The 18,193-nt window shown below is 52.5% G+C and carries 17 protein-coding genes; 12 read left to right on the top strand and 5 right to left on the bottom strand.

What is annotated here, in order from left to right; translation table 11 throughout:
- The first annotated feature begins 354 nt into the window (after positions 1–354).
- The 6 genes from ACQ66Q_RS07605 to ACQ66Q_RS07580 all read left to right on the top strand — a co-directional run bounded on the left by ACQ66Q_RS07605 (position 355) and on the right by ACQ66Q_RS07580 (position 7,290).
- On the top strand, positions 355–954 hold the full coding sequence (locus ACQ66Q_RS07605; RefSeq protein ID WP_430456241.1) for a Slp family lipoprotein: 600 nt from the start codon (positions 355–357) through the stop codon (positions 952–954).
- A gap of 61 nt (positions 955–1,015) precedes the next feature.
- On the top strand, positions 1,016–1,777 hold the full coding sequence (locus tag ACQ66Q_RS07600) for a class I SAM-dependent methyltransferase (RefSeq protein ID WP_430456240.1): 762 nt from the start codon (positions 1,016–1,018) through the stop codon (positions 1,775–1,777).
- Positions 1,778–1,787: 10 nt separating this feature from the next.
- A complete protein-coding gene (locus ACQ66Q_RS07595; RefSeq protein WP_430456239.1) occupies positions 1,788–2,645 on the top strand; it encodes an alpha/beta fold hydrolase in 858 nt (285 codons plus the stop codon).
- Between the two features lie 198 nt (positions 2,646–2,843).
- A complete protein-coding gene (gene fadD / locus ACQ66Q_RS07590) occupies positions 2,844–4,496 on the top strand; it encodes a long-chain-fatty-acid--CoA ligase FadD (RefSeq protein ID WP_430456238.1) in 1,653 nt (550 codons plus the stop codon).
- 122 nt (positions 4,497–4,618) lie between these two features.
- Positions 4,619–5,764 carry a ribonuclease D gene (gene rnd / locus ACQ66Q_RS07585; protein WP_430456237.1) on the top strand — a complete coding sequence of 382 codons (1,146 nt, stop codon included), beginning with the start codon at positions 4,619–4,621 and terminating at the stop codon, positions 5,762–5,764.
- A gap of 167 nt (positions 5,765–5,931) precedes the next feature.
- Complete coding sequence (locus ACQ66Q_RS07580; RefSeq protein ID WP_430456236.1) at positions 5,932–7,290, top strand: DUF4397 domain-containing protein; 1,359 nt, start codon at positions 5,932–5,934, stop codon at positions 7,288–7,290.
- Between the two features lie 69 nt (positions 7,291–7,359).
- Here ACQ66Q_RS07580 and minE read toward each other — a convergent pair whose 3' ends face one another.
- From minE to minC, 3 genes are read right to left on the bottom strand one after another with little or no spacing between them, the layout of a single operon-like run.
- Positions 7,360–7,623, bottom strand: a complete 264-nt coding sequence (gene minE, locus ACQ66Q_RS07575) for a cell division topological specificity factor MinE (protein ID WP_430456235.1) — start codon at positions 7,621–7,623, stop codon at positions 7,360–7,362.
- A 2-nt stretch (positions 7,624–7,625) separates the two neighbouring features.
- Positions 7,626–8,435 carry a septum site-determining protein MinD gene (gene minD, locus ACQ66Q_RS07570; protein ID WP_208932199.1) on the bottom strand — a complete coding sequence of 270 codons (810 nt, stop codon included), beginning with the start codon at positions 8,433–8,435 and terminating at the stop codon, positions 7,626–7,628.
- A 12-nt stretch (positions 8,436–8,447) separates the two neighbouring features.
- Positions 8,448–9,146: a septum site-determining protein MinC gene (gene minC / locus ACQ66Q_RS07565; protein WP_430456234.1), complete on the bottom strand. Its 699-nt coding sequence runs from the start codon at positions 9,144–9,146 to the stop codon at positions 8,448–8,450.
- A gap of 167 nt (positions 9,147–9,313) precedes the next feature.
- On the opposite strand from minC, the gene ACQ66Q_RS07560 reads away from it, so the two are divergent.
- Genes ACQ66Q_RS07560 through ACQ66Q_RS07540 form a run of 5 tightly spaced genes read left to right on the top strand, consistent with a single transcriptional unit; the run spans position 9,314 to position 12,668 of the window.
- Positions 9,314–9,595 (top strand): YcgL domain-containing protein, encoded by a 282-nt coding sequence (locus ACQ66Q_RS07560; protein ID WP_430456233.1) that lies wholly within the window; start codon positions 9,314–9,316, stop codon positions 9,593–9,595.
- Positions 9,596–9,628: 33 nt separating this feature from the next.
- The gene (locus ACQ66Q_RS07555) at positions 9,629–10,792 is read left to right on the top strand and encodes a lytic murein transglycosylase (protein ID WP_430456232.1); all 1,164 of its coding nucleotides are present in this window, start codon (positions 9,629–9,631) and stop codon (positions 10,790–10,792) included.
- Between the two features lie 10 nt (positions 10,793–10,802).
- Complete coding sequence (locus ACQ66Q_RS07550; protein ID WP_430456231.1) at positions 10,803–11,498, top strand: fumarylacetoacetate hydrolase family protein; 696 nt, start codon at positions 10,803–10,805, stop codon at positions 11,496–11,498.
- Positions 11,495–11,995: a YcgN family cysteine cluster protein gene (locus ACQ66Q_RS07545; RefSeq protein ID WP_430456230.1), complete on the top strand. Its 501-nt coding sequence runs from the start codon at positions 11,495–11,497 to the stop codon at positions 11,993–11,995. The genes ACQ66Q_RS07550 and ACQ66Q_RS07545 overlap by 4 nt, the downstream gene beginning before the upstream one ends.
- A gap of 31 nt (positions 11,996–12,026) precedes the next feature.
- Positions 12,027–12,668, top strand: a complete 642-nt coding sequence (locus ACQ66Q_RS07540; RefSeq protein ID WP_430458542.1) for a mechanosensitive ion channel domain-containing protein — start codon at positions 12,027–12,029, stop codon at positions 12,666–12,668.
- An 88-nt stretch (positions 12,669–12,756) separates the two neighbouring features.
- Here the strand turns inward: ACQ66Q_RS07540 and ACQ66Q_RS07535 are convergent, their stop codons facing one another.
- Both ACQ66Q_RS07535 and cysZ read right to left on the bottom strand, forming a co-directional pair.
- A complete protein-coding gene (locus ACQ66Q_RS07535; RefSeq protein ID WP_430456229.1) occupies positions 12,757–13,716 on the bottom strand; it encodes an L-threonylcarbamoyladenylate synthase in 960 nt (319 codons plus the stop codon).
- 156 nt (positions 13,717–13,872) lie between these two features.
- Positions 13,873–14,589, bottom strand: coding sequence for a sulfate transporter CysZ (gene cysZ, locus ACQ66Q_RS07530; RefSeq protein ID WP_430456228.1), 717 nt, complete (start codon positions 14,587–14,589; stop codon positions 13,873–13,875).
- 144 nt (positions 14,590–14,733) lie between these two features.
- Here cysZ and smc point away from each other — a divergent pair, with 144 nt between their 5' ends.
- Positions 14,734–18,189 (top strand): chromosome segregation protein SMC, encoded by a 3,456-nt coding sequence (gene smc, locus ACQ66Q_RS07525; protein WP_430456227.1) that lies wholly within the window; start codon positions 14,734–14,736, stop codon positions 18,187–18,189.
- Positions 18,190–18,193: the final 4 nt, after the last annotated feature.

The following is an 18,193-nucleotide window of genomic DNA, read 5'->3' as shown; positions in this document are numbered from 1 at the left end:
CCAGGGGTTGGGTTGGATAACTTTGATATTGGTGGAAACAGCGCCATTGTAGGGCTTTGCGTGTTGATTCGACAACAACTGCGATCAACGAAAGTCTGCATGCGGCAGGTGACAAAAACATGACCAGAAGAACTTTGCGGCCGCTCTTGCGTGACGCAAGTGTCTGACTTATTGTGCTATAACAAAATTTTCAGCGCTGCTGCAACTTTAGGCGCAGTGGCTGGGTCGAACTTCTGCCGGTTTCTGTAAATGGTCCAGTTCGCGGAACCCGGCAGCAAAGCGCCCGGTGTTGGCTGGGTGTTAGTATCAAAATGCTGTGGCATGCTACAGCGGTAAACAAGGATCTGACGTCGTATGAAATTTATCCCGATCCTCTTCAGTTCAGTATTAGTGTTAGCTGGTTGTGCCAGTTATCCCGAACAAGTCCGGGTTGCCGATGAGGCGGCTCTGGTCAGTTTTCCCGCCACGATAAAAGCCGGTTTGACCCAAGGGCCAGCCCGTTGGAGTGGTGTCATTGCCAAAGTGCAAAACAACAGCCAGAACACCAGGCTGGAAATCGTTTACTTCCCAAGTGGCGCGCATGGCCGGCCTTTAGTGGAGAAGAATACCGAAGGCCGTTTTGTCGCTTATGCCAAAGGCTTCCTCGATCCGGTGGTGTACCAGAGTGGCAAACAGGTGACCGTGCTCGGGCAATTGGCGCCGTTTGAGGCAGGCAAGGTCGATCAGTATCAATACAGTTACCCGGTGATTGAAGCATCAGCGGTATATTTGTGGCCAAAACAGCAGGAAACGACCCGGGTGGACGTTGAACCCTGGCCGCTGTGGCGCGGACCCTATCCGTACTGGGGCTATGGCTCCGGCATTCGGATCAGAACAACAATTCCAACAGGTGAAACACCGACACAAGGCCCGGCTCATGTTCAACATCAAGACCAAGGTTCGCAACAGCGTTAGTTCGGCTGTGTTCGTTTTGTGCTGTACAGTCTCTGTTGTCGAAGCGGCTGTACCGGAAGGCTTGCAACAGTGGCTTGATTCGCCACAGCGCAGCAGTGAAAACAAAGCGCGGGATCAATACCGGCATCCCGGTGAAACATTAGGCTTTTTTGGCTTACAGCCGACACAAAAAGTGTTGGAAGTGTGGCCGGCACGTGGCTGGTACACCGAAATTCTGGCGCCTTACCTGAAAGATCAGGGTGAGCTGACCATTGCCAATTTTCGTCACAATGACGGTTCACTGGAAGACGAAAGAAAAATTTTCTGGGCTAAATTGTCTGCGCGACTGGACGCTGATATCCGCAAAAATCCACAGCATTTTGGTGCGGTAAAGGATCTGGAGTTTGATCCGCCGGCGATGATGCAGCTTGGACCGGTTAATTATTATGACAAGGTACTGAGCTTTCGCAATTCACATATCTGGAATGAAGCCGGTTACCTGCTGGATGTTTATCGGGCCTTTTTTGATGTATTAAAACCGGGTGGAACTTTGGGGCTGGTCGAACATAGATCGAGCCGGTTGTCTGAGATCTCCAGCCGCGCCGGCGAAGGTTATCTGGATGAATACTATGTGATTTCGGTCGCACAACAAGCCGGTTTTGTGCTGGTTGAACGCTCCGAGATCAATGCCAATCCACTGGATACCAAAGATTACCCGAAAGGTGTGTATGCGTTGCCACCGACCCTGGCGATGGGAGAAATAAATAGAGCCCGTTATCTTGCCATCGGCGAGAGCGATCGGATGACGCTGCGCTTTATCAAACCACTGCCGACTGTGCAATAAGGCGGATTGTTTGTTTCCGCCAGTTGCTTATTCATTACCGTCCGGTCTGCAACTGGCGGGCTGGTATGCCGGTGCTGCGCCACTGACGCAGCCAGTGCTCTGTTTGCATGGTTGGCTCGATAACGCCAATTCGTTTTTGCCGCTTGCGCACAGCATGCCGGAATTGCCGTTGTTGGCGCTGGATCTGGCTGGACACGGTCACAGTCATCACCGCAGCGCGGATGCTCATTATTATCTGCTCGATTATGTCGCTGATATTGCTACTTTATGCCGGCAGCAACAGTGGCAACAGCTCACCGTAATCGGGCATTCGATGGGCGGTATGGTGGCGACTATACTGGCCGCCAGTTTCCCGGAGTTAGTCAGTAAGCTGGTGTTGATCGATAGTCTTGGCCTCATTACGACAGCGGCGGAGATGACTGCATCACAACTGCGTAAAGCGGTGATTTCGCGCGAGCAAAGCCATCAGAAGCAAAAACCTCAATATCAGTCTTTGGCCTTGGCTGCCGCCGCACGACAACAGCAAAGTGATTTTGATTTGGCAACTGCGTTGCTGCTGACCGAGCGCGGTTGTGCGCCGACTGCGACAGGTTTTAGCTGGCGGGCTGATTTAAAACTACGTGAAGTGTCGGCATTTCGCTTAACAGAGACTCAGGCGCATGCCGTGATCCGTAGTCTCAAATGCCCGGTGCTTGCGCTAATGTCGACGCAAAGCCCGGCTGAGATCCGTGTGGCGATCCAGCAATTTCAGGCTGATTATCCGCAACTTGAGCTGATTGAGTGTCCCGGCGGCCATCATTTGCATATGACGCATGCCAGCGTCTGTGCCAGCGAGATCCGACGGTTTTTGCTGGAAAAGCACACATAAATAGATATATTGGTTAAGCAGATTGTCGACAAAGCATCCATTATCGGCCAATTGTATATCAGAAAAAATTGTGGGATGATTGAGGATTAGAGTAAAAACTCAGAAGTCACTGTCTGACGTAAATATAATGCTGATCATTTGCATAAGCCGGTGAACATACCTATAAAAACAAATAGAAAAAATGACGAGGAGACGAAGGTGGAGAAAGTCTGGTTAAAGCGTTACCCGCCTGGCGTACCGGCAGAAATCAATGCCGATCACTACAGTTCGTTAGTAGATATCTTTGAACAATCCATTGCGACTTACGCTGACCGTATTGCTTACATCAATATGGGCAAGTCGATCACGTACCGTGAATTGGACCAGCATAGTCAGGCCTTTGCCGCGTACCTGCAAAAACTCGGGCTGAAAAAAGGCGATGCTGTCGCCATTATGATGCCAAACCTGCTGCAGTATCCGGTGGCTTTATTGGGCGTGCTGCGCGCCGGCTGCACTGTCGTCAACGTCAATCCGTTATATACGCCGCGTGAATTACAGCATCAGCTGAATGACTCGCAGGCAAAAGCGATTCTGATTGTGGAAAATTTCGCGCATACGCTGGCCGAAGTCCGCGCCAACGTGAAGCTCGACCACATTATTCTGACCAAAATGGGCGATATGCTCGGACTGTTAAAAGGTTCGATCGTCAATTTTGTCGTCAAGAACATCAAGAAGATGATCCCGGCCTATCAGTTACCAGGCGCCATCTGCTACAAACAACTGATGAAAGATGCACAAGGGCTTGTCTACCATAAACCCGAAGTGGTGGGTGAGGATTTGGCCTTTTTGCAATACACCGGTGGTACCACAGGTGTGTCGAAAGGTGCCATGCTGACACATCGCAATATGGTGGCCAACCTGGAACAGGTCGCAGGTTGTATCGGGCCTATTCTGAGCCCGGGTAAAGAGTTTATCGTGACCGCGTTACCGCTGTATCACATCTTTGCACTGACCGCGAACTGCCTGACCTTTATGAAGTATGGTGGCACCAACCTGCTCATCACCAACCCACGCGATATGCCCAATTTTGTCAAAGAACTGAGCAAATATCCCTTTACAGCGATCACCGGCGTCAACACGTTGTTTAACGGATTGCTGAACTGTCCGGGCTTTGCTGAACTGGATTTCAGCCGGCTGAAGCTGTCGTTAGGCGGTGGGATGGCGGTGCAAAAACCGGTCGCGGAACGCTGGCAGAAAGTCACGAAAACCCGTTTAGTCGAAGGGTACGGTCTGACCGAATGTGCGCCGTTGGTCACCGTCAGCCCGTTTGATCTGGATGGTTTTAACGGCAGCATCGGTTTACCGGCGCCTTCCACCCATATCAAACTGATCGACGATAACGGCGTGGAAGTAGCACCGGGTGAATCTGGTGAAATGCTGGTACAGGGACCGCAAGTGATGCGGGGTTATCTGAACCGGCCAGATGAAACTGACAAAGTAATGAAAGATGGCTGGTTATATACCGGCGATATCGCGCGGATGGATGAGCAGGGCTTTTTCTACATCGTCGACCGGAAAAAAGACATGATTCTGGTTTCGGGCTTCAACGTTTATCCGAACGAAATTGAAGAAGTCGTCGCGATGAATGACAAAGTGCTGGAAGTCGCCGCTGTCGGTGTACCGAACGAAGCAACTGGTGAAGCAGTGAAGATTTTTGTCGTGAAAAAAGACCAAAGTTTGACCGATCAGGAACTGATCGCCCACTGCAAAGAACGTTTAACAGGTTATAAAGTACCGAAGCTGGTAGAATTCCGCACAGAGTTACCCAAAACGAATGTGGGTAAAATTTTACGTCGGGAATTAAAAGGCTAAGTCCTTGTGATGAAAAACCGCCGGCAGGCGGTTTTTTTTATTCGGTATCAGTCGACGCTGCGCTATCGGCGTTGCCTCAAACGAATGACCATTGCTGACCGGCTGTCTAAAAGGATCAACTGATGAATTACCAGATGCTGACTGCGGATGCTGCGCTCGCAACTTATTGTGCCAAAGCAGCGCAAGCGCCTTATCTGGCGTTGGACACGGAGTTTATCCGCACGAACACATTACTGCCCAAGCTCGGCTTAGTGCAGCTGAATGATGGGGATAGTGTGGTGCTGGTTGATCCGCTGTGCATCACAGACTGGCAACCGCTGATTGAGTTATTAGCTAATCCGGCGGTACTAAAACTGGTGCATTCCTGCACTGAAGACTTAGAGGCCCTGGCATCCGTTGGTATCGAGCAGATCACGCCGTTACTGGATACACAGCTGGCGGCAGAAGTCATCGGCTGGGGCGGCAGCATGGGGTATGCCCGGCTGGTGGAACAGATGCTGGGTGTCATCGTCGATAAAACCGAATCCCGCACCGACTGGCTGGCGCGGCCGCTGGCCGAAACGCAGTTACAGTATGCTGCCAACGACGTCGTTTACCTGTTGCAGCTAACGCCGGCCTTATTGGCAGCGATACCCAGTGACCACGCCCGCGACATATTATTGGCGGAAGGTCGTTCACTGATCGAACGGCGCCAGCGCCAGATGCCGGCAGCGCTTAAATATCTGGAACTGAAAAACAGCTGGCAATTCGCTCCGCGCGAACTGGCGATCCTGCGGACCTTTTGCGCCTGGCGCAGTCAGTACGCTGAAGAGAAAGATCTGGCGTTGTCGCTGGTGATCAAAGATGCATTGCTGTACGAGCTGGCGCGACGTAAGCCACAGACGATGGAAGCGTTGAGTCAGGTCGAGGGCATGCAGGGCAGGGAACTGCGCCGGCACGGTCAGCTCTGGCTGCAATTTATCCGCGAAGCCAAAGCGCTGGCGCCTGTTGAATTGCCACAGACATTTTATTATCTCGACAGCTTCCCTGGCTACAAGCAGGTACAGCAACAACTCAGTGACGCGATTAAAGCCGCGGCAACTGCTGCGGGCATTCCGGCTGAAATTCTGTCGGTCAAACGCCAGCTCAATGAATACTTGAACTGGTGCTGGCGGGTGACTGACGAAGAGCGGCAGCAACTGCCGTTGCCAGAGTTTTTAGGCGGCTGGCGCCGTGACATCCTGTTACCGTATTTGCCGGTGCCACCCCAGGTACAAGCGTTGATTTAGTCCACACTTGATCTGGTCGAAAAATCGCCGCGTATACGCGGCGTTTTTTTATCCAGATCAGCAGATTTTATCGCATAAACCATTCATTTAATTGCATTCAATTGGTTGATCTCTCAGCGGATGGTCCTGCGTAAGCAGTCTGGTTTGATCAACAGAGGAACAATAAGATGCAATGGAAAAACTCTTTCACCATGCTAGCCCTGGGCGCTGCGCTGACTTTGAGTGGCTGTGGTAGCAGCGACAACGATGAGGCGACTCCGGTCGTGACGCCGACCGTCAGCCTGAAACTGGTGCATGCGGCGTCTGACGCCCCTAACGTCAATGCCACTTCAGGCGATGCGTTTAATGCCAGTAATATTGCGTTTGGTAAAGCCAGCGCCGCCAGCAAAGTGCCGGCGACCGGTCTTGGGCTGGCAGTCAGTGCGATATTGCCGGATAACAGCACCAGTGCTGTGTTAACCCCATCTTTAACCTTCACGCCAGGCCAAACTTATACCGCATACGCAGTCGGCAAAGTTGCGGATGGCAGTCTCAGTGCATTATTGGTCAATGCGCCGGATAATGCGCCAACCGCTGGCAATGCACTGCTGCAGGTTGTGCATGCTGCGGCAGGCGCGCCAACTGTTGATGTGCATTTGACCGCGCCGACAGCGGCATTGAGTAGCAGCACAGTAACGGCGACTTTGCCATTTAAACAATTCACCGGCGCGGTTTCAGTGCCGGCTGGCGATTATCGTATACGCATCACGCCGGCCGGTGCTGCTGGTACCGTCGTGTTTGATTCCGGCACTGTTGCTATTCCTGCCGGCGCCAATCTGCAGGTTGCAGCAATCAACAACCGGTTTGCCGGCCCGTCGCCAGTGTCTTTAATGACGGTAGATCCTACCGGTGCCACCGGCGATATAAAGGACATCAACAGCACCACAGCAGTGCGGGTAGTGCATGCTGTGGCTGATGCACCTGTAGTGGATGTACTGCTGAATAACAGCAAAGCGATCAGCAACTTGAAGTTTCCGGATTTTACCGGTTACGCTCAGCTGAAACCGGGCAAGTACAACGTCAAAGTGGCGGCTAACGCGGACAATTCAGTCGTGGTGATTAACGCAGATCTGGATTTGTCCGCCGGTAATTTCGCAACAGTACTGGCGACCGGTTCGTTATCAGCAAACAGCATTAAACCTTGGGTGTTGGCCGATACACCACGTCGGGTGGCGACCGCAGCGCAAGTCAGGATTGCCCACGCTTCTACAGTGGCCGGCAAAGTGGATATTTATGTGACCGCGAGCCGCGATATCAGCAGCAGTACACCGGCTTTTAAAGACGTGCCTTTCATGGCGGAGACTGGTTATGTCAGTTTAAAGCCTGGTAGTTATGTGGTGACTGTCACACCGACTGGCAGTAAAACTGCGGCGATAGGCCCAGTGCAGCTGGAACTGGCTGGCAATAAAATTTATACCGCAGTGGCACGGGACGGCATTGCTGGTGCAGCGCCTGGTTTGATTCTGCTGGATGATTTTAATCCATAAAGATCAGAGCGTTAACGCGTAAAAATATAAAGGGCAGCCAAAGCTGCCCTTTTGCTGACAAAGACCTGCTTAACCGCGTTTGTCTTCCGGGAAGGTCACGTTCAGTTCCAGCACCGATAGTTCGTCCGAACTTTTCTCTAAAGTGACAGAAACCTGATCATCGGCAATATCGACGTACTTGCGGATCACTTCCAGAATGTCGCGCTCCAGCTGCGGCAGATAATCCGGGCTGGTGCGGCGGCGACGTTCGTACGCCACGATGATCTGAAGCCGTTCTTTGGCCGTCGATGCGGTGTTTTTCTTCGAAGAACGGAAATAATCGAGTAATGACATGATTAACCTCCGAAGATCCGTTTCAGCAGACCTTTTTTCTCGACGTTCAGGAACCGGAACGGCACAGTTTCACCGACCAGACGCGATACCGTATCGAGGTAAGCCTGACCCGCATCGCTGTCAGCATCCAGAATAACCGGCTGACCCGAGTTCGACGCATTCAGCACGGCCTGTGATTCCGGTATCACGCCCAACAGTTTGATTGCCAGAATGTCGTTCACATCATCGACACTGAGCATTTCGCCTTTTTGTACACGCTCCGGGTTGTAGCGGGTCAACAGCAAGTGTTCTTTAATCCCCGGCAGGCCTTGTTCGGCACGGCGGGATTTGCTGGATAACATACCTAAGATCCGGTCGGAATCGCGTACAGAAGAGACTTCCGGATTGGTGACAACGATGGCTTCATCGGCGAAATACAGCGCCATCATAGCACCCGATTCGATACCGGCCGGCGAGTCACAAATAATAAAATCGAATTCGTCAGACAACTCGTTCAGGACGCGCTCAACACCTTCTTTATGCAGCGCATCTTTGTCACGGGTTTGCGAGGCCGGCAGAATAAACAGATTGTCCAGGCGTTTGTCTTTGATCATCGCTTGTTTCAGATTGGCTTCGCCGTTGATCACATTAACGAAGTCGTACACCACACGGCGTTCACAACCCATGATCAAATCGAGGTTACGCAAACCGATATCAAAATCAACGATCACAGTTTTGTGACCTTTCAGGGCCAGGCCAGTACCAATTGCCGCGCTGGTTGTGGTTTTGCCGACACCACCTTTACCTGATGTCACCACTATAATTTTTGCCATAGCACAAAGTCCTTAGAATAATTCTGCCAACATTAACTGTCCGTCCTGCAAACCAATACAGACTGGTTTCCCCCAGTACTCGCCTTGCAGGTTGTCGCTTAACCAATAGTTACCGGCAATCGAGATTAACTCGGGTTGCATATTGTAACAATAAATCTTTTTTGAGGCGTCGCCGCCAGCACCGGCAATGGCTTTACCACGCAGTGCGCCATAAATATGAATATTGCCGTCGGCAATCACTTCAGCGCCGGCACCTACAGTGCCACGGATAATCAAATCAGCGCCTTTGACATAAATCTGCTGACCGGAGCGGATGTTCTGCTCAATCGTTTTGTTCTCTGTCGTGATCACGGTTGGCGCCGCCGGCGCGGCAGGGGCTGCCTTGACCGGTTCTGCGATTTTCCCTGCTTTAGGCGGTTGTAATGCGGCTAAGCCTGCAGCATGGGCGGCTTTTTTTAATGCAGCATCGGCACCACAGACGCCGACTAAAACCAACTGTAATTCAGTGAACAGTTGTTTAATGGCATTGAAATCCGGGATTTGGTCACAGTTTTCAACACTGATCACGACCGGCGCCTGGGTAAAAAAGCCGGGCGCCTGGGCCAGTTTGTTGCTGAGTTCCTGACGCAAAGCGGCGACAGAAAAATCCTGACAATACAGTACAGATAAAGGAAACAAACTGCCTTTGAGTTCGATGATTGGATCAGACATAGCGACCATGTGAAAAAAGGTTAAAAAAAGTGGTCTGCACCAATTTCGTCAAACGTCGGAGCGACGTTTTTCCGGTTTTACCCGCCGGGCATCGGTTCGCAGATTTAGCGCTTCATGGTATAGTCTGCGCCCTTGTTAGGCAAGTTACCCGGAACAGAATTTCTGCCATGCTGAGCGCAATTTATAAGAGCCCGAAAAAACCTGAGACCTACCTTTATGTGCTGCGCCGGGACGATTTCAGTCAGGTCCCGGCTGCGTTGCTGGAAATGTTTGGTAAACCGCAGCTGGTGACGGTGCTGGATTTGAACTCGCGCGCCAGTCTGGCGGGTGCCGATCTTGAAAAAGTCCGGCACATGCTGACGGATACAGGCTATTACCTGCAATTACCGCCACCGCCGGAAGATTTGCTGAAAACTCACAAAAATTGGCTGGACGGGCAGGCCAATTAACCGGCTGCTCCGCGTGTTAAAAAGGATATGTTGTTGAACAGAATAATTTTTCTGACTGCTTTGGCGATGACTGTTGCTGCCTGTAGTCATGCCGGTCAGACCCCGCCGGTCAGTGTTGCTGCCACTAAACCTCAGTCGCCAGTTGCCGCCAAGGCGACACCCCAGCCAGCAACAGCAAAGCCAGCCGCAGTTGCTGCAGCGCCGCAAGCGGACAAAAACGCCGCCGGATTTGCGGTTTATGTCAAAGGCCTGCGGCAGGAGGCTGAAGCTGCAGGTTATCCAAAAACGTTGTTAGATCAGGTGTTTCCGACACTAAAATTCCATCATACCGTCGTCAAGGCTGACAAAGGCCAACCGGAATTTGTTGAAACCCTCGATACTTATTTACCCAAACGCGTCAATGCACAGCGCATCAAAATGGCGCGCGACGCCTACCGGAAGTATCAGGCTGAACTGGCACCGATCAGCGAAAAATACGGCGTACCGGCGCGTTTTATCGTGTCCTTGTGGGGACTGGAAAGTGCGTTTGGCCGCATTACCGGCAATTATTCAGTACCCTCAGCTTTGGCTACTATGGCTTATGAAGGTCGGCGTGAAGCGATGTTCCGGCGGGAGTTTTTCCTGGCGCTGGATATTCTGCGTGATGGTCATGTCACATTCGCCAGTATGAAAGGCTCCTGGGCCGGCGCGATGGGACATACGCAGTTTATGCCAAGTGCCTTTATGAAATATGCGCAGGATGGTGACGGTGACGGTCACAAAGATATCTGGACCAACCGGCTGGATGCTTTTGCGTCTATTGCCAGTTATCTGAAAACTGAAGGCTGGCAAAATGGTCAGAGTTGGGGGCGCCAGGTGCGCCTGCCGAAAAACTTTGATTATGCCCGCGTGATCCCAAAAGGCAGTAAAGATCGGGCGCAGTGGTTGCAGTGGTGGCGTGAACGCGAACTGCCGCTGAGCCAATGGCAAAAACTGGGAGTGCGTTTAGCCGATGGATCACCACTACCGACCTCTGCAATGAAAGCCGCGGTGGTGATGCCGGATGATAAAGATGGCCGGGCTTATCTGGCGTATCCGAACTATCAGGTGCTGATGCACTGGAACCGGTCTTATTATTTTGTCAGCAGTGTCGGTTATCTGGCCGATGAAATTGTCGCTAAACCTGCGGCAAAAAAAGCCGCGGCCCCAGCGCCGTAACGGAGTCGGTATGTGCTATCAACATCTTGATCTGCAAGGCAACGCGCTCGCACTGCCGGTCGGTAAAGTCGTTTGTATTGGTCAGAATTATCAGGACCATATCACCGAGATGAACAGCAAAACTGCGCCGGATGCGCTGTTTTTCTTAAAGCCGGCGACGGCACTGCGACATTTCAGCGCGCCGCTGGCCATCCCACATGACCGGGGCGCTGTCCATAATGAAACTGAAATTGCTGTGTTAATCGGTCAACCATTAACCGCAGCGAAGCCGGACCAAGTGATGGATGCCATTTGGGGTTATAGCCTGGCGCTGGATTTAACCCTACGTGATGTGCAGGCGGAGCTGAAAAAACTCGGCCGGCCCTGGGATATTGCCAAAGGCTTTGATGGCGCCTGTCCGGTGGCGGGCTTTGTGCCGGCGGCGCACGTAGCTGACGCGCAGGCGTTGACCTTCAGCCTGGATGTAAATGGTGAGCGACGCCAAACTGGCGATGCCACTCTGATGATCCGCGGCATTGCTCAGATGATCAGCGAAATGTCTGATTGGTTCAGCTTGCAGCCGGGTGACATCATTTTAACTGGCACCCCGGCGGGCGTTGGGCCTTTGATCACTGGCGATCAATTGCAGCTAACTTTAGATAATCATTTTTCGGTTCAGAGTCAGGTGAGTCACACCCCGGCACTGGCCGTACGGAGTGGCGTATGAGCCTTGCAGAAAAATTCTGGGAAACGAAATCCCTGATGGAAATGAACGACGAAGAGTGGGAAGCAGTCTGTGATGGCTGCGCCAAATGTTGTCTGAATAAATTTATCGATGATGAAGATGAAGACGCCGAAGGCCCGACTGATTTTATCCGCGAAGGCGAAACCGTACATTTCACCAACATTGCCTGTCAGTATCTGAACAGCAATAAATGCGAATGCGACTGCTATGAGCTGCGCACAGTGCTGGTACCGGATTGCGTCAAACTGACGCGGGAAAACCTGAAAGACATTTTCTTTATGCCAACCAGCTGCAGCTATCGCCGTCTGCAGGAAGGGCGGGGCTTACCGAGCTGGCACCCGTTGCTTAATGGTGGCAAAAAAAGCCTGATGCACAAGAAACAAATGTCGGTGCGCAATAAAACGATTTCTGAGCGGGCAGTCAGCATTGATGATTTTGAAGATCATATTGTGACCTGGCCACTGAATGATTTGGATTAAAACAGACGCAACCAAGGAGTCTTTGTAAGTGATGGATGCCAATCTGAATTGGATCGCTGAGCTCAAAACGCTGACTGAGCATTACAAACCAGAGATCGCCCAGCTGGTGATATCCGGTATCGTTTTGCTGTTATACGCCGTGTTAAGCCGGCGTATCGCGCCTTTTATTTACCGCACTATTGCCGCGACCATGCTGAAAGAGGAAATGAACCGCCGCGCGATGGTGGTGTTCCATATCCTGCTATTCCTGCTGTTAGTGGTCGTGCTCAGTATCATCTGGGGCATTGATATCAAAGGCTTATTGGTACTGGCCTCGTCGATGATCGCCGTGGTCGGTGTGGCTTTGTTTGCCGCCTGGAGTCTACTGAGTAATATTACGGCGTTTTTCATTTTGCTTGGTCAATCCAGTTTTGCGCAGGGTCGTACCGTCAAAATTGTTGATGGCAGCAATGCGATCGAAGGGACCATTGAAGAAGTGAATTTGTTTTCGACCACACTGCGCACCAAAGAAGGTGAATGTGTGGTGTACCCGAATAACCTGATTGTGTCCCGGCCGGTGTTTGTCACTGAACAACAAAGCTGTAAAACCCAATTAGTGAAGTCGGCAGAGCGCTGGCACACCAAACGGGAGCTGGCGCTCAAACACCGGCAAAAGCCGAAGTCTTTAAGTTAAAAAAAGCGCCGGTCAGGCGCTTTTTTGTCAACTGGAGCCACGGATAGCGCCAGCGCAAGGCGTCGTTGGTGCCGATGCGCCCCCTAGCTTAGCTACAAGCGCGGCGCAGCCGGTCGTTGACATCATCCCATTCCGGCGTTTGCGGTGGTTGCTCCAGATAAATCTGGCTGCCTGGCATCGCGTCCGCTTCAAACAGGCTGCGATACAATAAACGGGCATAACCGGCTTTGTCTTGTGGCATTTGGCGGCTGTGCGGCAGCGTTAAAGTGGCAAATTCAGCACTTTGATACAGGCAAATCACCGCTTCGCTGGATTGCTGCAGTGCGCTATGTAAATCGGCTTTGCTGAATATTTTCAGCGGCTTGCCCGGCTGATAATGCGCTTTGACATTGCCTGGTACGGCTACATTGTGTGATGTTGGCGTACTGACCGGTACCCCTAATACAGTTTCCAGTTCGGCCGCGCTGATCGGCCCTGCTCGCAGTACCTGCGGATGGTCGGAAGTTAAATCGACAATCGTCGACTCAAGACCAACACTACAATCGCCGCCATCCAATACCGCTGCAATTCGGCCATTTAAACCGGCCATCACCTGGCTGGCGCTGGTCGGACTCAGTTTTTTATATGGATTGGCGGAAGGAGCTGCAACGGCAAGACCGGTAAGTTGTAACAGTGCCAACAACACCGGGTGAGCAGGCATCCGGATGCCGATACTGTCTTTGCCACCCGTCACCACGGGGCTGACGTTGTCGGCTTTGGCTAACAACAAGGTCAGCGGACCTGGCCAGAATGCTTTAGCCAGCAACAATGCCTGCGGCGGAATATCACGCGCCCAGTCACTCAGTTGCGCCAAATCACCTATATGCACAATCAGCGGGTGATTGGCTGGGCGGCCTTTGGCGGTAAAAATTTTAGCGACGGCTTGCGGATTGCTGGCATCGGCGGCCAGGCCATACACTGTTTCTGTCGGAACCGCGACCAGCTCACCGGCTTGCAGCAACTTGGCTGCGGCATCCTGATCGGTTAATGCAGATAACAGTAAGGTCATAACAACTCCGGCGCAAAAATGGCCGCGTATGATACCGCAAAAGCAGGGGCTGCAGAAAGTACGGCAAAACGACTACGCGCAAGCAGTTGCGTTTGTGGGGGGCTGGTGAAAACAAAAAGCCCGCGAAGGCGGGCTGTTTTTTGTGTAGTGCAGGTGTCAGCGTTTGGCGTAATGCGCTGTTTTGTAACGGTCGACCCACATCGCGGTGGCGCCGCAGACGGCAATTGGCATCACCAGCAGATTCAAAAATGGCACCATACTGCCAATCGCGACCGTCATACCAAAGCTGTAGCTACCGGTTAAGTCACCGCGCAGCTGCTGGCGCATGGTATGAAATGGCACTTTGTGGTTGTCATAGGGGTAATCGCAATACTGAATGGCCATCATCCAGCTGGTGAATAAAAACCACAGCAACTGGCCAATCAGTGGTAACAGGAAAAACGCCAGCAAAAAGACGATGGCGCGTGGCAGGCAATACACAAATTTGGTCCATTCCCGGCCGAGCATGCGAGGCACATCTTTCATAAAGGCGGCAAACCCTTGTTCAGGCAGCGCCTGGCCGGTCAGATGCAGTTCAACTTTTTCACTGAGCAACGCATTAAAAGGTGCGGCGATAAAGTTAGCAATCATCGTGAAGGTAAACGCCATCGACAACACCACACTGAGCACCAACACCGGCCACAAGATGTATTCCAGAAAACTTAACCACTCCGGCACCCAGCCCATCAAATGATTCACCCAGCCCTGCACTTGCTGGATCAGATAAAAAAACGCGCCGGCGAATAGAATCAAGTTAATGCCGAGCGGGATCAGCACATAACGGCGTAGTCCTTTGGTACTGAGCAAACTAAGGCCCTGAAAGAAATAATGCATATAAAACTCCTGCATGAAGGCGAAATGGCCACTAGGGCCAGAGCTTATGAGGCAATGGCTTGATCTGCAATAGTTTTGCCGTGACAGGGGTACCTCATTTTGTTACAGTCTGTGAACCCTCAGCCCGGTTTCCAATCGTCTGGCATGCGCCTCAAACAGATCAAACTTGCCGGTTTTAAGTCTTTTGTTGACCCGACCCTGGTGCTGTTTCCAACGGCAATGACCTGTGTGGTGGGGCCTAACGGCTGCGGCAAATCCAACGTAATCGATGCCGTGCGTTGGGTGCTGGGGGAAAGCAGTGCGAAAAACCTGCGCGGCGATGCGATGACCGACGTGATTTTTAACGGCTCGGCGCAGCGTAAACCGGTATCTCAAGCTTCAGTGGAGCTGGTGTTTGAAAACACAGAAGGCCGGGTGCAGGGCAGTCTGGCTGATCGCAGCGAGATCTCCGTCAAACGCCTGGTCACGCGTGACGCGCAGTCGTTATATTTCCTCAATGGCAGTAAATGCCGCCGCCGTGATATCACGGACATCTTCTTAGGCACAGGCCTGGGTCCACGCAGTTATGCCATTATCGAACAGGGCATGATTTCCAAACTGATTGAGTCCCGACCGCAAGATTTAAGAGTTTTTATCGAAGAAGCGGCCGGCATTTCCAAATACAAAGAACGCCGCCGTGAAACCGAAACCCGCATCAGCCACACCCGTGACAATCTGGACCGGCTGAGTGATGTGCGCGAAGAGCTCGGCAAAAACCTCGATAAGCTGCGCCGCCAGGCCGCAACTGCAGAGCGTTACAAAGAATTAAAAGCGACAGAACGCCGGCTAAAAGCTGAGTTGACCGCGCTGCGCTGGTACTTTTTTAATGAACAACTGCAACAGGCTGAGCAGGCACTGGCTGTGCTGGAGACCGAATATCAGCAGTTTATGACTGAGGGTTCCGGCGCTTTTCGTGCGCTGGAACAACTGAAACAACAGCAGCAAAACCTGCGCGACAGCCTGGTCCAAACACAGCAGCGGTTTTATCAGCTCGGCAGTCAAATAACCGCACTGGAGCAACAACAGTTACATCAGCGCAGCCGGCGCCAGCAAATCCATGAGGAAAAGCGCCAGCTGCACAACGAGATTGAGCAAGGCCTTGATCTGCAAGTGGCGGAAGAACAACAACTGGGAGAGCTGGAAGCGTTGTTGCTCGAATTAGCGCCGACATTGGAATTGCTGGAACAGCAACATGATGAGTTGCAGCAGGCCTATCTGGACGCTGAACATCGCGGTGCCGATAGTCAGCGCGCCTATCAACAGGCGCAGCAACAGGCGTTTGCGCTGGCGCAGCAAATACAACAACTTCGACTGTCGGCGGAACACTTACACAATCAGATCCAGCGGGCGCAGCAGCAGGACGAGGCACTGGCAATCCAGCTGCTGACGTTGTCGCCACAGCCGCTACAGGCTGAATTGCAATTGCTGCAACCGCTGCAGCAACAACAACGCAGCCAATGTGAGACGCTTGCTGCAGGGCTGGCAGCAACCGAATTGCAGCTGGAGGCCGTGCAAAAACAGTTACAACAACGTCAGCTTGAGGCTAAAACCACCACACTGGAACTGGCAGCACTGGCGCAGCAATATGGCGTGCTGACACAACAACTGCGCCGGCTGGAAGCAGAACAACCACTGTTGCCTAAGCTGCAAATCGCACCTGGCTGGGATATCGCAGTGGCGGTGGCGCTGCAGGCGCTGAATTTCAGTCAGCCGGCGGCTGAATTCCCAGCCATTGCACCGGAACATCATCTGTTGCAGCCAAGCAGCGGCATTTTTGCCGCACCAGAGCCAGCGCCTGTGGCGGGTTTAACCACGCTGGCTAGTCAAATCGCGGCTGATGCCAGTGGGCAGAAACAAATCCCGGCGCAGTTCTGGCAAATCTTTTGTGTGCAGGATTACGCACAAGCGCTGCAGCTACAACCCAGCCTTGCTGCCGGACAGTCGCTGATCTGTCCACAAGGCCGTTGGCTCGGGCCAAACTGGCTGCTGGTGGCTGACCTGCAGGCCCGGCAAAATCCGCTGCAGCTGCAACAACAACTGGCACAGCTCACCGCACAACAGCAGACGCTTGGTGCAGCACAACAACAGCTGGAACGGGACGAAGTGCAGCTTTATGCGCTGCTCGACCAGCTGAGGCAAGAACTCAGTACCGGCCGCCAGACGCTGGCAACGGCGCAGCAGCAGCTGCAAAGTAGTGTGAATCAGCAGCAACAACTGGAATTTCGTCTGACGCAGTACACACAGCAGTCCACGCAGTTGCTGAAACAGCGCCAGCAACTGGCGGACGATATCGTGCTCTGGCAGGAACAGCAGGCGCAGCAGCAGGATCAATTATTGGTACTGGAAGAGGACGCCGCTCTGCAGCAGGACACACAGCGACAGCTGCAACAGCACCAAGATGCTCATCAGCAACAGCTGAGGCAACGGCGGGAACAGGAGCAGCAACTGAATCAGCAGCTGACCGCGCAGCGTCTGCAGCAGGTTAGTCTGGAGCGGCAATTAGAAGCAGCTCGGCTGCATCTGGTGCGCAGCAATAGCCAGCAACAAAAACTGCGCGAACGCCTGAGTTTACTGACCGATCAACTGGAATTACTGGATGAGCCTGATCTGGCCGCGCAGGAAGAACTGCAGGCGTTGATTTTAAGTCGCGATGATACTGGCGCCGGGAAATTGCGACTGGAGCAACAGTTGCAGCACACCGATGAGCAGATCCGTCAGACCGAGCAAGGCCAGCACGGCGTTCAGCAACAGCTGACCGCGCGGCAAAAGCAAATGGAACATCTGCGCCTCGATGCCGAAGGCTTCCGCGTGCGTGCCAACAACATGCTGGATTTGCTGTCTGAGCAGCAAGTGCAGCTCAAAGAGTTACTGCAGACGTTACCGGCAGATGCGCAAGAGCAAGTCTGGCAGAATAATCTGGAAAAAACTGCCGAAGCGCTAAGCCGGCTAGGACCGATCAACCTCGCAGCGATTGATGAATTTAATCAGCAGGATGAGCGGAAAAAATATCTGGATTTACAGCATGATGATTTAACCGCGGCACTCGAGACGCTGGAAACCGCGATCAAAAAAATCGACCGTGAAACCCGGCAGAAATTTAAAGCGACTTTTGATGCGGTGAATGAGGGCTTACAGACTTTGTTCCCGAAAGTATTTGGCGGCGGCAGCGCCTATTTAGACCTGACCGATGAAGATTTATTGGAGACCGGGGTCAGTATCATGGCGCGACCCCCTGGTAAAAAAAACAGTACTATTCATTTATTATCCGGTGGAGAAAAAGCGCTTACCGCTTTATCATTGGTGTTTTCTATTTTTCGGCTCAATCCGGCCCCCTTCTGTATGCTGGATGAAGTCGATGCTCCGCTGGACGACGCCAATGTCGGGCGTTTTTGTAACTTAGTCCGGGAGATGTCGGAAAGCGTGCAGTTTATTTATATCAGTCACAACAAAATTGCGATGGAGATGGCCGCTCAACTGATGGGCGTGACAATGCAGGAACCCGGCGTGTCACGTGTAGTTGCGGTGGATGTGGAAGATGCCGTCAAAATGGCACAGGCCTGATAAC

The sequence above is a fragment of the Rheinheimera sp. genome, from assembly GCF_965283995.1.
GTDB lineage: Bacteria > Pseudomonadota > Gammaproteobacteria > Enterobacterales > Alteromonadaceae > Pararheinheimera.
The sequence above is the reverse complement of the archived record's forward strand: the minus strand, read 5'-3'. Positions and strand labels throughout refer to the sequence as shown.

Excerpts from the sequence above, each read along its gene's own strand:
- minC (WP_430456234.1), bottom strand. The coding sequence starts at position 9,146 with ATGTCTGATCCAATCATCGAACTCAAAGGCAGTTTGTTTCCTTTATCT.
- smc (WP_430456227.1), top strand. The coding sequence starts at position 14,734 with ATGCGCCTCAAACAGATCAAACTTGCCGGTTTTAAGTCTTTTGTTGAC.
- rnd (WP_430456237.1), top strand. The coding sequence starts at position 4,619 with ATGAATTACCAGATGCTGACTGCGGATGCTGCGCTCGCAACTTATTGT.
- ACQ66Q_RS07560 (WP_430456233.1), top strand. The coding sequence starts at position 9,314 with ATGCTGAGCGCAATTTATAAGAGCCCGAAAAAACCTGAGACCTACCTT.
- minD (WP_208932199.1), bottom strand. The coding sequence starts at position 8,435 with ATGGCAAAAATTATAGTGGTGACATCAGGTAAAGGTGGTGTCGGCAAA.
- cysZ (WP_430456228.1), bottom strand. The coding sequence starts at position 14,589 with ATGCATTATTTCTTTCAGGGCCTTAGTTTGCTCAGTACCAAAGGACTA.
- minE (WP_430456235.1), bottom strand. The coding sequence starts at position 7,623 with ATGTCATTACTCGATTATTTCCGTTCTTCGAAGAAAAACACCGCATCG.
- ACQ66Q_RS07545 (WP_430456230.1), top strand. The coding sequence starts at position 11,495 with ATGAGCCTTGCAGAAAAATTCTGGGAAACGAAATCCCTGATGGAAATG.
- ACQ66Q_RS07580 (WP_430456236.1), top strand. The coding sequence starts at position 5,932 with ATGCAATGGAAAAACTCTTTCACCATGCTAGCCCTGGGCGCTGCGCTG.
- ACQ66Q_RS07605 (WP_430456241.1), top strand. The coding sequence starts at position 355 with ATGAAATTTATCCCGATCCTCTTCAGTTCAGTATTAGTGTTAGCTGGT.
- ACQ66Q_RS07535 (WP_430456229.1), bottom strand. The coding sequence starts at position 13,716 with ATGACCTTACTGTTATCTGCATTAACCGATCAGGATGCCGCAGCCAAG.
- ACQ66Q_RS07550 (WP_430456231.1), top strand. The coding sequence starts at position 10,803 with ATGTGCTATCAACATCTTGATCTGCAAGGCAACGCGCTCGCACTGCCG.
- ACQ66Q_RS07540 (WP_430458542.1), top strand. The coding sequence starts at position 12,027 with ATGGATGCCAATCTGAATTGGATCGCTGAGCTCAAAACGCTGACTGAG.